The sequence below is a fragment of the Streptomyces sp. NRRL S-87 genome, assembly GCF_000719335.1.
GTDB lineage: Bacteria > Actinomycetota > Actinomycetes > Streptomycetales > Streptomycetaceae > Streptomyces.
Window position 1 is genome coordinate 210,167 of sequence record NZ_JOGB01000009.1, and the last position, 13,105, is coordinate 223,271.

Genomic DNA, 13,105 nt, shown 5'->3' on the forward strand with positions numbered 1-13,105 from the left:
ACGGCCGACGAATCCCTCTCGCGCCCGCCTAAAGCATCGATCAAGCCCCCCACCAGGAACAATGCCGAAAGCTGCAACAATCGGTCACCCTGGATTACCGATAGGAGTGCACCGTGCTGGAGCGGCACGAGATGGACGGCTTCCTGGTGCTGGCCGAGGAGCTTCACTTCGGCCGCGCGGCGGAGCGGTTGATGGTCTCCCGGGCCCATGTCAGCCAGACCATCAAGAAGCTCGAACGGCGCATCGGGGGGCCGCTGTTCGTCCGGACCAGCCGCCGGGTGGCCCTGACCCCGCTGGGCGAGCAGCTGCGCGCGGACCTGGCCCCGCACCACCTGGGCATCGCCGAGGCGGTGCGGCGGGCCGTCGCCACCGCGCAGGGCACCACCGGAACCCTGCGGATCGGTTTCGTCGGCGCGCTGTGGGGCCAGCTGCTGGTCCTGGCCGCCGACTCCTTCCGGGCGATGCACCCGGACTGCGAGGTCCGCCTCCAGGAGTACTCCTTCGGCGTCGCCCAGGAGCCGGTGCGGTCGGGCGAACTCGACCTGATGAACGCCAGCTTCCCCGTCCTCGAGACCGACCTCGTCACGGGGCCGCCGGTGGTCCGCGAGCCGCGGGTGCTGGCGATCTCGGCCGACCACCCGCTGGCCGCCCGCAGCGCGCTGACCCTCGCCGACCTGGCCGGGGTCACCATGATCCAGACACCGACCATGCCCGCGTACTGGTCGCGCTCGCGGACCCTGCGCGAGGGCGGCCCGGACGACGGCGAGCCGGAGCCACCACGGGTGGGTGCGCAGGCCAGCTCGCTGCAGGAGGGGCTGGCGCTGATCGCGGCCGGCAAGGGCGCGTACCCGGTCGGGGCCCAGGTGGTGCGCTTCTACCAGCGGCCGGACCTGGCCTACATCCCGATCACCGACGCCCCGCCGCTGGACTGGGGCCTGGTGTGGAAGCGGGGCCACGAGACGCCGCTGCTGCGCGAGTTTACGCGGGTCGTGGCGGAGGTCGCCGCCACCTCGGGGCATCCGGGCACCTCACCCGCGGAGGTGGCGGGCGGCCGGGCGGAGGGCGAGGGCTGAGGCCGAGGACTGCCGGCCACCGGCCCACCGGTCACGGCCACCGGCCACCGGCCACCATCGTGCGGCTTCCGGCTGCGGACCGCGGGCGGCAGACCCGGCGCCGAGGACCTCGGACCGTACCGTCAGCTGGTCGACAGGTTCCCGGCCTCGCGCCGCAGCGCGTCCAGCACGGGCCGCAGCAGCGGATGGGCCTCCGCCCCGCGGCGGGTGGCGGCGAACACCCTCCGGGTGGCGGCCGGGCCGGTGACGGGACGTACGACGGTGTCCTTGAGCTCCATCCCGCGCAGTGCCGAGCGGGGTACGAGCGCCACGCCGGCACCTGCTCCGGCCAGTGCCACCACGGCCCGGAAGTCGTCGGAGGAGTGCACGAGCCGCGGCTGGAACCCGGCCAGCTCGCAGGCCGTGACCATGACGTCGTGGCACGGGTTGCCGGGGTAGGGGCTGATCCAGTCGCTGTCGGCCAGTTCGGCCAGCGCGACGGCCGGGTGCATGCTCAGCGGGTGCGAGGCGGGCAGCACTGCGTCGAAGGGCTCGGCGTAGAGCGGTACGAGCGAGAGCCGGCCGTCGTCGGCGCCGGGACCGCCCCGGTACTCGACGGCCAGCGCCAGGTCGGCCTCCCCGTCCAGGAGCAGCGGCAGGCTCTCGTCGCCCTCGGCGTCGCGCACCCGGACCCGTATGCCGGGGTGCTCGTGGGAGAGCCGGGCCAGGGCCGGCGCCAGTACCTCGGCGATGCCGGTCGCGAAGGAGGCCACGGTGATCTCGCCGGCCGCGCCGCCCGCGTAGGCGGCGAGCTCGGCCTCGGCGCGCTCCAGCTGGGCGAGCACCGCGTGCGCGTGGCCGAGCAGGATCTCGCCGGCCGCCGTGAGCCGGACGCCGCGCCCGCTGCGGGTCAGCAGGGTGTGGCCGGTCTCCTGTTCGAGCGCGGCGAGCTGCTGGGAGACGGCGGAGGGGGTCAGGTACAGGGCAGCCGCCGCGGCGGTCACCGTGCGGTGGTCCGCCACGGCCCGCAGGATGCGCAGCCGCCGTGGGTCGATCACCAGATCATTGTGACAGGCGGGACGGGTGGGCCGTACCGCTCCCGGGGCCGGGGGCGGTCCGGCCCACGCGCCGGACCGGAGGACTGGCCTCCGGCCCGGCGCCGTGGCTGCGGTCAGCCCTTCAGAGCAGCGCGGGCGTCGACGAAGGCGGCGACGGCACGCTCGACGTCCTCGGTCGAGTGGGCCGCGGACAGCTGCACGCGGATGCGCGCCTGGCCCATGGGGACGACCGGGTACGAGAAGCCGATCACGTACACGCCGCGCTCCAGCAGCAGCTCGGCCATGCGGCCGGCCTCGGCCGCGTCGCCGATCATGACGGGGGCGATGGCGTGGTCGCCGGGCAGGATCTCGAAGCCGGCCTCGGTCATCTTCGTACGGAAGAGCTTCGTGTTGGCCGCGAGCCGCTCGCGCAGGTCGCCGGCGGACTCCAGCAGGTCGAGGACCTTGAGGGAGGCGGCGGCGATGACCGGGGCGAGGGAGTTGGAGAAGAGGTACGGGCGCGAGCGCTGGCGCAGCAGCTCGACGATCTCGGCGCGGGCGGCGACGTAACCGCCGGAGGCGCCGCCGAGGGCCTTGCCGAGCGTGCCGGTGATGATGTCGACGCGGTCCATGACGCCGTGCAGCTCGGGGGTGCCGCGGCCGCCGGGGCCGACGAAGCCGACGGCGTGGGAGTCGTCGACCATGACCATGGCGTCGTAGCGCTCGGCCAGGTCGCAGATCTCCTGGAGGGGGGCGACGTAGCCGTCCATGGAGAACACGCCGTCGGTGACGATCAGCTTGCGCCGGGCGCCGCCCTCGACGGCGGCCTTCAGCTGGGCCTCCAGGTCGGCCATGTCGCGGTTGGCGTAGCGGAAGCGGCGCGCCTTGGACAGCCGGATGCCGTCGATGATCGAGGCGTGGTTGAGGGCGTCGGAGATCACCGCGTCCTCGGGGCCGAGCAGGGTCTCGAAGACGCCGCCGTTGGCGTCGAAGCACGAGGAGTAGAGGATCGTGTCCTCCTGGCCGAGGAACGCCGACAGGCGCGCCTCGAGCTCCTTGTGGACCTCCTGGGTGCCGCAGATGAAGCGGACGGAGGCCATGCCGTAGCCCCAGCGGTCCAGGGCGTCCTTCGCTGCCGTGACGACCTCGGGGTGGTCGGCCAGGCCCAGGTAGTTGTTGGCGCAGAAGTTGAGCACCTCGCCGGGGGCGCCGCCCGCGGTGACGTTGACGGCCGCGTTCTGCGGCGTGCCGATGACGCGCTCGGGCTTGTGCAGGCCCGCCTCGCGGATCTCGTCGAGGGTGCTGCGGAGGTCGTCGCGTACGGACTCGAACATGCTGCTCACGGCTCCTTGTGCGGCGGAGGACGTCGGGGGACGCCGGGGACGTCGGAGGTGGTGGCCGGGCCCCGCCGGAGGGGGGAGGGTCGGGCGGGGCCCGGCCACGGGGAAATGTGGTCTGAGGTGGACGGGCCCGCCCGCGCGGCGGGGGGCCGGTGTCCGGGTGCGTGCTACGCCTACGCCGTCCAGTCCAGGATGATCTTGCCGCTGCGGGCAGTGGCGGCCTCGTCGAAGGCCGCCTCGAAGTCCTGGTAGGCGTACTTGCCGGTGATCACCGGGCTGAGGTCCAGGCCGCCCTCGAGGAGCACGGTCATCGCGTACCAGGTCTCGAACATCTCGCGGCCGTAGATGCCCTTGATGGTGATCATCGAGGTGACGATCTTCGCCCAGTCGACCGGGAACTCCTGGGCCGGCAGGCCCAGCATCGCGATGCGACCGCCGTGGGTCATGTTGTCGATCATGCCGCGCATGGCCTCGGCGCGGCCGGACATCTCCAGGCCGATGTCGAAGCCCTCGCGCAGCCCGAGCTGCTGCTGGGCGGCCTCGATCGAGGACTCGGCGACGTTGACCGCGAGGGTGGCGCCGGCCTTGCGGGCCAGTTCCAGCCGTTCCGGGCTGACGTCGGTGATCACGACGTTGCGGGCGCCGGCGTGCCGGGCGACGGCCGCGGCCATGATGCCGATCGGGCCGGCGCCGGTGATCAGGACGTCCTCGCCGACCAGCGGGAAGGACAGCGCGGTGTGCACGGCGTTGCCGAACGGGTCGAAGATGGCGGCCACGTCGAGGTCGACCTTGGTGCGGTGCACCCAGACGTTGGCGGCCGGAAGGGTGACGTACTCGGCGAACGCGCCGTCGCGGCCGACGCCCAGACCGACGGTGGCGCGGCACAGGTGGCGGCGGCCGGCCAGGCAGTTGCGGCACTTGCCGCACACCAGGTGGCCCTCCCCGCTGACCAGGTCGCCGACCGCGACGTCCTGCACGTCCGAGCCGACCGCGGCGACCTCGCCGACGAACTCGTGGCCCAGGACCAGCGGCGTCCTGACGGCGCCCTGCGCCCAGCCGTCCCAGCTGCGGATGTGCAGGTCGGTCCCGCAGATGCCGGTGCGCAGCACCTTGATCAGCACCTCGCCCGGACCGTACTCGGGCTCGGGCACGTCCATGAGCCAGAGTCCGGGCTCGGCCTTGTGCTTGACGAGTGCCTTCATGGGTGCGGCTCCAGGCATGCGTGCGGGCGCGCGGCCACGGCGGGCCGCGCGGTGATCTCTTGATGTCACCAATGTGCCGAGGGGGAACGTTTCAGTCCATCGAGGATTTCTTAAGCGGGTCGACAGCAGAACTTCACGCCTATGCTCCCTACCGTGACGAGGGCAGGGGTGCTTGGGGAGGGGATCGGCGTGGCGACGAGCCAGTCGAGCGTGGCGGGCCGGGCGGGCGTGCCCAGCTTGCGCAGCCGCGCGTGGTGCGCCGCCGCGATCGCGTCGGGGCACCGCAGACGGTGGTCGAGCGCGGCCGCGGTGCGGGCGGAGGTGGCGGCCGGCGCGCGCCGGCCGGCCTCGCACCTGCCGCCGCGGAGCCTGGCGAAGGCGGCCGAGCTGTCGCGGACGTTCGTGGGCGCCTGGCCGGTGTACGACGTGGCACCGCGCGAGGGGGACCCCTCGGCGCGCGTGCTGTACGTGCACGGCGGGGGGTTCATCCACGAGCTGGTACGGGCGCACTGGTCGCTCGTACGGACCCTGGTGACCGGGGCCCGCGCGCACTGCGTCGTGCCGGCATACACCCTGGCGCCGCGCGGCACGGCGGACCGTACCGTGCCGGTGGCGGCCGACCTGCTGAGCGGGCTGATCCAGAGCGGCGGCCCGGAGGGCACCGTGCTGATCGGCGACTCGGCCGGTGCGGGGCTGGCGCTCGCGGCGGCCCAGCGGCTGCGGGACCGGACCGGGGTGCAGCCCTCGCGGATCGTGCTCATATCCCCGTGGCTGGACGTGACGATGAGCCATCCGGAGCAGGCGGCGATCGAGGCCCGGGACCCGGTGCTGGCGCGGGCCGGGCTGCTGGAGGCGGGGCGGCTGTACGCGGGCACGCTGGAGATGGTCGATCCGCGGGTCAGCCCGCTGCACGGGTCGTTCGCGGGCCTGGCCCCGATGACGGTGTTCACGGGGACGCGGGACGTGCTGGCGCCGGACGCGCGGGAGCTCGCGGCCCGGGCCCGGGCCGAGGGGGTGGCGGTGGACCTCCACGAGGCGGAGGGCCAGGCCAGCGGCTACCCGCTGCTGCCCGTCCCGGAGGGGCGGACGGCCCGGGAGCTGCTGGTGGAGCTGGTACGGACGGCCGGCTCGGGCCGCGCCTGAGGGGGCGGCGCGGCGGGGGCTTCGGCGCGGCGTCAGCGCAGCTGCGACAGGTCCACGGAGTCCGAGGGTGCCGGGGTCTTGGTCGGGACCGGCTTGTTGAAGTCGGAGAAGGTGGCCTTCTCGCGGTTGCCCTTGGCGTCCTTGCCGTCGATGCGGAGGAGGTACGGCTCGTCCTGGGTGGACACGTAGAACGTGCCGGTCTCGCCGGCGTGGCGACTGTTGACGGCGATCGCGGGGGCACCGTCCACCTTCGTCTCCGCCCCCTTCGTGAGCTGCTCGCCGGCCGGCTTCGCGGTGAACTTCTCCTTGAAGTGGTTCAGGTCGCAGAAGAGGGAGAAGTCCTTCAGCAGCACGCTGTTGGTGGTGCCGTGCAGCCAGCGGCCGTTGATGAGCGCGATGGCGTCGTCCGCGGCGGGCCCCGGGATCTGGGAGCGCAGCAGTGCCTCGTCGAGCTTCATCCACACGTCCTGGCCGCGCTTGACGACGTCCGCCTTGCCGTTGTCGCCCGGCAGCTTGACGGTGCCGGTGCAGTTGCCCTGCGTGTCGAAGGCGATGTCGAGGCCCGTGGTGCCGGTGCGGTCGGTGAGCTCGGCCACCATGCGCATCGAGGTGGCGGCCTGCATCGCGGCGCGGGACTTGGCGGCGATGGTCTGGGCGCTCTGGTCCGCGATGCCGTTGTCGTCGGCCGCGGCCGTGCCGGCGGTGCCCGCCACGAGGACACCGACGGCACCGGCGGCCACGCACCGCGCCACGACCGTCGTTCTCCGGCTGCTTCGGTTGTTGCGGTTGTTGGGGCTTCTCCGGCTTCTCCGGCTTCTGCCGCTGTTCCCCCTGCTCCCGCTGCTCCGGTGCGGGGTCACCGCGTCCTCCGGTGCGAGCATCGCGCCACCTCCAGCCGCACGGGTGTCACCCGTTCAGCCTAGATCGGCACGTCACGCCCCGCAGTCCGGGCGCCCGCGGCCCGACCGCAGCGCGCTCAGGCGGCCCGGCCGTCCGGGGCGCTGCGGCGGTCAGGCCGCCAGCCGCCCGGGCCGCTGCGCCTCGAACTCGTGCAGGAACGCCTCGCAGAAGGCCTCCAGGTCGGCCGGCTTGCGACTGGTGATCAGGGCGCCGGGCGCCGCGTGGCACACCACCGACGGCTGGTCCTCCCAGCGGCCACCCGCGTTGCGGATGTCGGTGCGCAGGCTCGGCCACGAGGTCAGCGTCCGGCCGCGCACCACGTCCGCCTCGACGAGGGTCCAGGGCGCGTGGCAGATCGCGGCCACCGGCCTGCCCAGGCCGAAGAAGTGCCGTACGAAGGCCACCGCCTGCTCGTCGGTGCGCAGGGCGTCGGGGTTCGCGACGCCGCCGGGCAGCACCAGGGCGTCGTAGTCCTCCGCGGTGCTCCCGGCGACCAGCGCGTCCACGGGGTAGGTGCCCGCCCGGTCGAGGTGCCGGAACGCCTGGACGCGGCCGCGCTCGGTCGAGATGAGCACCGGTTCGCCGCCGGCGTCCCTGACCGCCCGCCATGGTTCGGTCAGCTCGACCTCCTCCACGCCCTCGGGGGCCATCAGGAAGGCCACCCGCAGGCCCGTCAGTCCGTCGGTGCCGTTGCGCATGGCGCTCACCGCCCTTCCTGGGTTCTGGGTTGCTTCGTGTCTGGTGCCTTGTGTGGTGCCTTGGGTGGTCCTTCGCGTGGTGCTTTGCGTGGTGCTTTGTGTGGTTCCTTGTGTCTGGCGTGGTGTCTGGTGCCTGTGGGCCGGCCGCCCGGCTTGGCGTTGTCTGCTCGCACCCCGCCCCTGCCCCGTCGCGCGGGTTTCACGTGCGGGTGGCCGTGCTGATCGGGCGTCCCGGGTCGGGGGCGGGCCGTCCGGAGCCTCAGAGGGCCGTCGTGCGCGCCCGGTCCAGGATCGCCTGCGTGTCCACCCCCGGCGGGAGCGTGCCGAAGGCGCCGCCGTGGTCGCCGCCCAGGCGCGAGGCGCAGAAGGCGTCGGCCACGGCGGGCGGGGCGTACCGCTGGAGCAGCGAGGCCTGGAGGACCAGGGCCATCGTCTCGGTGAGGCGGCGGGCGCGGAACTCGGCCTCGGCCGGGTCGGCGAGCTGCTTGCGCAGCCCGGCGACGGCGGTGTCCAGGTGCCGGTCCGCCCCGGCGGCCCGCTCGACCTCGGTGAAGAAGGCGTCGACGGCCTCGGGCGCGCGGCCCATGGCGCGCAGGGTGTCGAGGGCGGCGACGTTGCCCGAGCCCTCCCAGATCGAGGACAGCGGGGCCTCCCGGTAGAGCCGGGGCATGCCGGAGTCCTCGATGTAGCCGTTGCCGCCGAAGCATTCGAGGGCTTCGGCGGCGTGCATCGGGGCGCGCTTGCAGACCCAGTACTTGGTGACGGCCAGGCCCAGGCGCCGGAAGAGGGCCTCGTCGGCGTCGCCCGCCACGGCGCGGTCGGTGGCGCCGGCCAGCCGCATCGCGACGGCGGTGGCGGCCTCCGACTCCAGGGCCAGGTCGGCGAGGACGTTGCGCATCAGGGGCTGGTCGATCAGGGCCTTGCCGAAGGCGTGCCGGTGGGTGGCGTGGTGGACGGCGCGGACCAGGCCGAGGCGCATGCCGGAGGCACCGCCGAGCACGCAGTCGAGCCGGGTCATGTTGACCATCTCGATGATGGTGGCCACGCCCCGGCCCTCGGCGCCGACGAGCCAGCCGTGCGCGCCCTCGTACTCGATCTCGGCGGAGGCGTTGGACTTGTTGCCGAGCTTGTCCTTCAGGCGCTGGAGGTGGAGGGAGTTGCGGGTGCCGTCGGGCAGGACGCGGGGCAGCAGGAAGCAGGACAGGCCGCCGGGGGCCTGCGCGAGGGTGAGGAACAGGTCCGACATCGGCGCGGAGGTGAACCACTTGTGGCCGGTGAGGCGGTACGTGCCGTCCGGTGCGGGGACGGCGGTGGTGGTGTTGGCGCGGACGTCGGAGCCGCCCTGCTTCTCGGTCATCGACATGCCGGCGATGAGGCCGGCCTTGGTGTCCGGGGCGCGCAGCCCGAAGTCGTAGGTGCGGGAGGCCAGCAGGGGCTCGAACCGGTCCGCGAGCCCGGGGGTGGCACGCAGGGCGGGTACGGCGGCGTAGGTCATCGATATCGGGCACGAGTGGCCGGCCTCGACCTGGCCCCAGACGTAGAACTTGGCGGCGCGGGCGACGTGGGCGCCGGGGCGGGGCTCCTGCCAGGGGGCGGCGTGCAGACCGTGGCGGACGGCGACGTTCATGAGCTCGTGCCAGTACGGGTGGAACTCGACCTCGTCGACGCGGTGGCCGTAGCGGTCGTGGGTGCGCAGTACGGGCGGGTTCTCGTTGGCCAGCCGGCCCCAGTCGGCGGCCCGTTCGGAGCCGGCCAGAACGCCGAGCTCGTGCAGCTCGGCGGCGGCCCAGTCGGCGCCCTCGCGGGCGAGGGCCTCGGTGAGGGCGGGGTCGGCGGCGACGTCGTGGCCGACGTGCGGCGGGACCTGGTTGGTGACTTCATGCGTCTGCGGCAACGTGTCCTCCAAGGGCGCGCAGGGTGAAGGTGGTCAGGGCGGGCACGACGTCCTCGGGCGCGGCGTCGCCGTCGGCGAGCGGGCCCACGAGGGCCTCGGCGACGGCGCCCACGAGGGCGGCGGCGGTCAGGTCGGGGGCCTGGGGCGGGAGTTCGCCGCTGGCGGCGCCCTCGGCGACCAGTCCGGCGAACACGTCGCGGAAGGCCCGGCGGAAGACCAGCCGCTCCGTGTCGACGGCCGGGTCGACGGGTTCGGCGAGCAGCGCGAAGGCGCGCCGGGGGGCGGCCAGGGCGCGTACGGCGAAGGTCTCGACGGCGGCGGCGGTGCGTTCGGCGGCCGTGCCGGGGCCGGCCGCGGCGGCGGTGACGGCCTCGACCTCGCGGGCGACGAGGGTGCGGAAGAGGCCGGCGGCCAGCTCGGACTTGCCGGAGAACGACTGGTAGACGCTGCCGGTGGAGACGCCGGCCTCGGCGGCGATGGCGGCGACGGAGCAGCCGGCGTACCCCTCGCGGGAGAGGAGGCGGACTGCGGCCTCCAGCACCCGCTCGCGGCGGGCGTCGAGGCGGGCCTGGACGGCGGGGGTCCTGCGGTAGGGCATGGAAGGATTGAAGCACCGATTCACTGCTTCAATCCAGTCCCCGGAACGGGTGGGCCGCGCAGGGCGGGCACGAGGTGAAGGGGGCGCGGCGGCACGGTGGCCGAAAGGTGCCGAGATCTCCGTACTTGCTGGTAACTTCCTGGAGTTGATCTTGCGGGCCGGTCGCTCCGGCCCCGAACCCCCCTCATGCAAGGACGCTCCATTGGCTGCCTTCCGGCTCAACCGCACCACCTCACACCTCGCCCGCGCCTCCGTCTCCGCCCTCACCCTCGCGGCCGCGCTCGCCCTCCCCGTCCCGGCCGCCGGTGCCGCCGACGCCGCGACCGGGTCCGCGACCCCGCACCTCGACGCCGTCGAGCAGGTGCTGCGCCAGGTCTCGCCCGGCCTCGAGGGCCAGATCTGGGAGCGCACCGCCGGCAACCGGCTCGACTCCTCGGCCCCCGAGGGCGCCGACTGGCTGCTGCAGACCCCCGGCTGCTGGGGCGACGCCTCCTGCACCGACCGCCCCGGCTCCCGGCGGCTGCTGGCCAAGATGACGGAGAACATCGCGCAGGCCACCCGTACAGTCGACATATCGACTCTCGCGCCGTTCCCCAACGGCGCGTTCCAGGACGCGATCGTGGCGGGCCTGAAGGCCTCGGCGGCCAAGGGCAACAAGCTGACCGTGCGCGTCCTGGTCGGTGCGGCGCCGCTCTACCACGCGAACGTCGTCCCCTCGAAGTACCGCGACGAGCTGGTCGCGAAGCTGGGCCCGGCGGCCGCGAACGTCACCCTCAACGTGGCCTCGATGACCACCTCGAAGACGGCGTTCTCCTGGAACCACTCCAAGCTGCTCGTCGTCGACGGCCGCTCCGCGATCACCGGCGGCATCAACGACTGGAAGGACGACTACCTCGACACCGCTCACCCGGTGGCCGACGTCGACCTCGCCCTGACCGGCCCCGCCGCCGGCTCCGCCTCCCGCTACCTCGACGCGCTGTGGGCCTGGACCTGCCAGAACAAGAGCAACCCGCTGACCGTCTGGTTCGCCTCCTCCAACGGCGCCGGCTGCCTGCCGACCCTCAACGCCGCCCCCGCGGCACCGGTCGCCGAAGGCGACGTCCCGGTCATCGCCGTCGGCGGTCTCGGCGTCGGCATCAAGAGCTCCGACCCCGCCTCGCGCTTCGCCCCGGTGCTGCCGACCGCCCCCGACACCAAGTGCACGGTCGGTCTGCACGACAACACCAACGCCGACCGCGACTACGACACGGTCAACCCCGAGGAGAGCGCGCTGCGCACCCTCGTCGCGAGCGCCACCCGGCACGTCGAGATCTCCCAGCAGGACGTCAACGCCACCTGCCCGCCGCTGCCGCGCTACGACGTCCGGCTGTACGACACCCTCGCCGCGAAGCTGGCCGCGGGCGTCAAGGTCCGCATCGTCGTCAGCGACCCGGCCAACCGCGGCGCCGTGGGCAGCGGCGGCTACTCGCAGATCAAGTCCCTGTCCGAGATCAGCGACGCGCTGCGCGGCCGCCTCGCGCTGGTGACCGGCGACCAGGCCACCGCCCGCACCGCGATGTGCAGCAACCTCCAGCTGGCCACGTTCCGCAGCTCCGACTCCCCGACGTGGGCCGACGGCCACCCGTACGCCCAGCACCACAAGCTGGTCTCGGTGGACGACTCCGCCTTCTACATCGGCTCGAAGAACCTGTACCCGTCCTGGCTCCAGGACTTCGGCTACGTCGTCGAGAGCCCGAAGGCCGCGGCCCAGGTCGGTTCGGACCTGCTCGCCCCGCAGTGGAAGTACTCGCGGGCGACCGCGACGTACGACTACGAGCGCGGCGTCTGCCAGGGCTGACGTCGCACCGGGGGGCCGGCCGCGTCCGGCCCCCCGTACGACCCCCGGTACCGGGCGCGTCCCGCTGCCGGGCGCGTCCCGGTCCGGCCGCCCGTGCCCGTGTTTCGGTGGTTCACCGGGCCGGCCCGGAGGGCCCTGGCGCAGCGGGTCCGACGCCGGTGCCGCACCGGCCGACGACGCCGGTGCGGGCGGCCACCCGGTGCTGCGCTCGACCACCCGCGTGGAGCGCCGGGTCGGGGCGGCCCGTCGGGGGTAGCCTCCGACCATGAGGATGCTGATCAACGCTCCCGAGACCGTGGTCGCCGACGCGCTGCGCGGGATGGCCGCCGCGCATCCTGAGCTGAGGGTCGACGTCGAGCGGCGCGTCGTGGTGCGCGGTGACGCGCCCATGGCCGGGCACGTGGCGGTGGTCTCCGGCGGCGGGTCCGGGCACGAGCCGCTGCACGCCGGGTTCGTGGGGCCGGGGATGCTGACCGCGGCCTGTCCCGGCGAAGTGTTCACCTCACCCGTGCCGGACCAGATGGTGCGGGCCGCGGCGGCCGTGGACGCCGGCGCGGGAGTGCTGTTCGTCGTCAAGAACTACACCGGTGACGTCCTGAACTTCGACATGGCCGCCGAACTCGCCGAGGACGACGGCCTGCGCGTGGAGCGCGTCCTCGTCAACGACGACGCGGCGGTCAGCGACAGCCTGTACACCGCGGGCCGCCGCGGCACCGGCGCCACGCTGTTCGTCGAGAAGCTCGCCGGTGCGTCGGCGGAGGAGGGCGCCCCGCTGCAGCACGTGACTGCCGTGGCCCGCCGGGTGAACGACTCCTCCCGCAGCTTCGGCGTGGCGCTCAGCCCCTGCACCACGCCCGCCAAGGGCAGTCCCACCTTCGAACTCCCCGACGGCGAGCTGGAGCTGGGCGTCGGCATCCACGGCGAGCCGGGCCGCGAGCGGCGCCCGATGATGACCTCCCGCGAGATCGCCGACTACGCGGTCGGCGCCGTGCTCGACGACCTCCGCCCGCAAGGACCCGTCCTGGCGCTCGTCAACGGCATGGGCGCGACCCCGCTGCTCGAGCTGTACGGGTTCGCCGCCGAGGTCCGCCGGGTGCTCGACGCGCGCCGGGTCCCGGTGGCCCGCACCCTCGTCGGGAACTACGTCACGTCGCTGGACATGGCGGGCTGTTCGGTCACCCTGTGCGCGGTGGACGACGAGCTGGTGCGCCTGTGGGACGCGCCCGTCCGGACACCTGCCCTGCGCTGGGGGTGCTGACCGGCCGCCGTACGCCGCGCCCGCCCGCGCACCGAGCCCGACGGGCCGCCACGATCCGACCCACGACCCACGACCCACGACCCGCGCCTCACGAACCACGACCACGAACCACGAGTCCGCAGACCCAGGGACCGCGAACCCGCGAA

General features: G+C 73.8%; 11 protein-coding genes. 4 read left to right on the forward strand and 7 right to left on the reverse strand.

All coding sequences use genetic code 11. The features are described from left to right. The first annotated feature begins 113 nt into the window (after positions 1-113). Positions 114-1,073: a LysR family transcriptional regulator gene (locus IF43_RS0108370; protein ID WP_051794902.1), complete on the forward strand. Its 960-nt coding sequence runs from the start codon at positions 114-116 to the stop codon at positions 1,071-1,073. A 122-nt stretch (positions 1,074-1,195) separates the two neighbouring features. On the opposite strand, the gene IF43_RS0108375 is transcribed toward IF43_RS0108370, so the two are convergent. From IF43_RS0108375 to tdh, 3 genes are all read right to left on the reverse strand, one after another. After that, the gene (locus IF43_RS0108375; protein WP_030196174.1) at positions 1,196-2,110 is read right to left on the reverse strand and encodes a LysR family transcriptional regulator; all 915 of its coding nucleotides are present in this window, start codon (positions 2,108-2,110) and stop codon (positions 1,196-1,198) included. A 113-nt stretch (positions 2,111-2,223) separates the two neighbouring features. Then, positions 2,224-3,423: a glycine C-acetyltransferase gene (locus tag IF43_RS0108380; RefSeq protein WP_030196175.1), complete on the reverse strand. Its 1,200-nt coding sequence runs from the start codon at positions 3,421-3,423 to the stop codon at positions 2,224-2,226. A gap of 179 nt (positions 3,424-3,602) precedes the next feature. Further along, positions 3,603-4,631 carry an L-threonine 3-dehydrogenase gene (tdh, locus tag IF43_RS0108385; RefSeq protein ID WP_030196176.1) on the reverse strand — a complete coding sequence of 343 codons (1,029 nt, stop codon included), beginning with the start codon at positions 4,629-4,631 and terminating at the stop codon, positions 3,603-3,605. Positions 4,632-4,820: 189 nt separating this feature from the next. Between tdh and IF43_RS0108390 the strand changes: the two genes are divergently transcribed. Next, complete coding sequence (locus tag IF43_RS0108390; RefSeq protein ID WP_234332017.1) at positions 4,821-5,774, forward strand: alpha/beta hydrolase fold domain-containing protein; 954 nt, start codon at positions 4,821-4,823, stop codon at positions 5,772-5,774. A 32-nt stretch (positions 5,775-5,806) separates the two neighbouring features. Here IF43_RS0108390 and IF43_RS0108395 read toward each other — a convergent pair whose 3' ends face one another. The 4 genes from IF43_RS0108395 to IF43_RS0108410 form a co-directional block, all read right to left on the reverse strand. Then, positions 5,807-6,514, reverse strand: a complete 708-nt coding sequence (locus tag IF43_RS0108395; protein WP_158939215.1) for a hypothetical protein — start codon at positions 6,512-6,514, stop codon at positions 5,807-5,809. Positions 6,515-6,784: 270 nt separating this feature from the next. Next, positions 6,785-7,342 carry a type 1 glutamine amidotransferase domain-containing protein gene (locus IF43_RS0108400; RefSeq protein ID WP_030196186.1) on the reverse strand — a complete coding sequence of 186 codons (558 nt, stop codon included), beginning with the start codon at positions 7,340-7,342 and terminating at the stop codon, positions 6,785-6,787. A gap of 289 nt (positions 7,343-7,631) precedes the next feature. Next, entirely contained in the window at positions 7,632-9,266 is a 1,635-nt protein-coding gene (locus IF43_RS0108405) for an isovaleryl-CoA dehydrogenase (RefSeq protein WP_030196189.1), read from the reverse strand. Next, on the reverse strand, positions 9,250-9,864 hold the full coding sequence (locus IF43_RS0108410; protein ID WP_030196191.1) for a TetR/AcrR family transcriptional regulator: 615 nt from the start codon (positions 9,862-9,864) through the stop codon (positions 9,250-9,252). The genes IF43_RS0108405 and IF43_RS0108410 overlap by 17 nt, the downstream gene beginning before the upstream one ends. A 202-nt stretch (positions 9,865-10,066) precedes the next feature. Between IF43_RS0108410 and IF43_RS0108415 the strand changes: the two genes are divergently transcribed. Next, positions 10,067-11,701 carry a phospholipase D-like domain-containing protein gene (locus IF43_RS0108415; protein WP_030196193.1) on the forward strand — a complete coding sequence of 545 codons (1,635 nt, stop codon included), beginning with the start codon at positions 10,067-10,069 and terminating at the stop codon, positions 11,699-11,701. A gap of 265 nt (positions 11,702-11,966) precedes the next feature. After that, positions 11,967-12,959 (forward strand): dihydroxyacetone kinase subunit DhaK, encoded by a 993-nt coding sequence (gene dhaK / locus IF43_RS0108420; protein WP_030196195.1) that lies wholly within the window; start codon positions 11,967-11,969, stop codon positions 12,957-12,959. Positions 12,960-13,105: the final 146 nt, after the last annotated feature.

Bases quoted from the DNA above. Each gene is read 5' to 3' on its own strand.
- tdh (WP_030196176.1), bottom strand. From the start codon at position 4,631: ATGAAGGCACTCGTCAAGCACAAGGCCGAGCCCGGACTCTGGCTCATG.
- IF43_RS0108380 (WP_030196175.1), bottom strand. From the start codon at position 3,423: ATGTTCGAGTCCGTACGCGACGACCTCCGCAGCACCCTCGACGAGATC.
- IF43_RS0108410 (WP_030196191.1), bottom strand. From the start codon at position 9,864: ATGCCCTACCGCAGGACCCCCGCCGTCCAGGCCCGCCTCGACGCCCGC.
- dhaK (WP_030196195.1), top strand. From the start codon at position 11,967: ATGAGGATGCTGATCAACGCTCCCGAGACCGTGGTCGCCGACGCGCTG.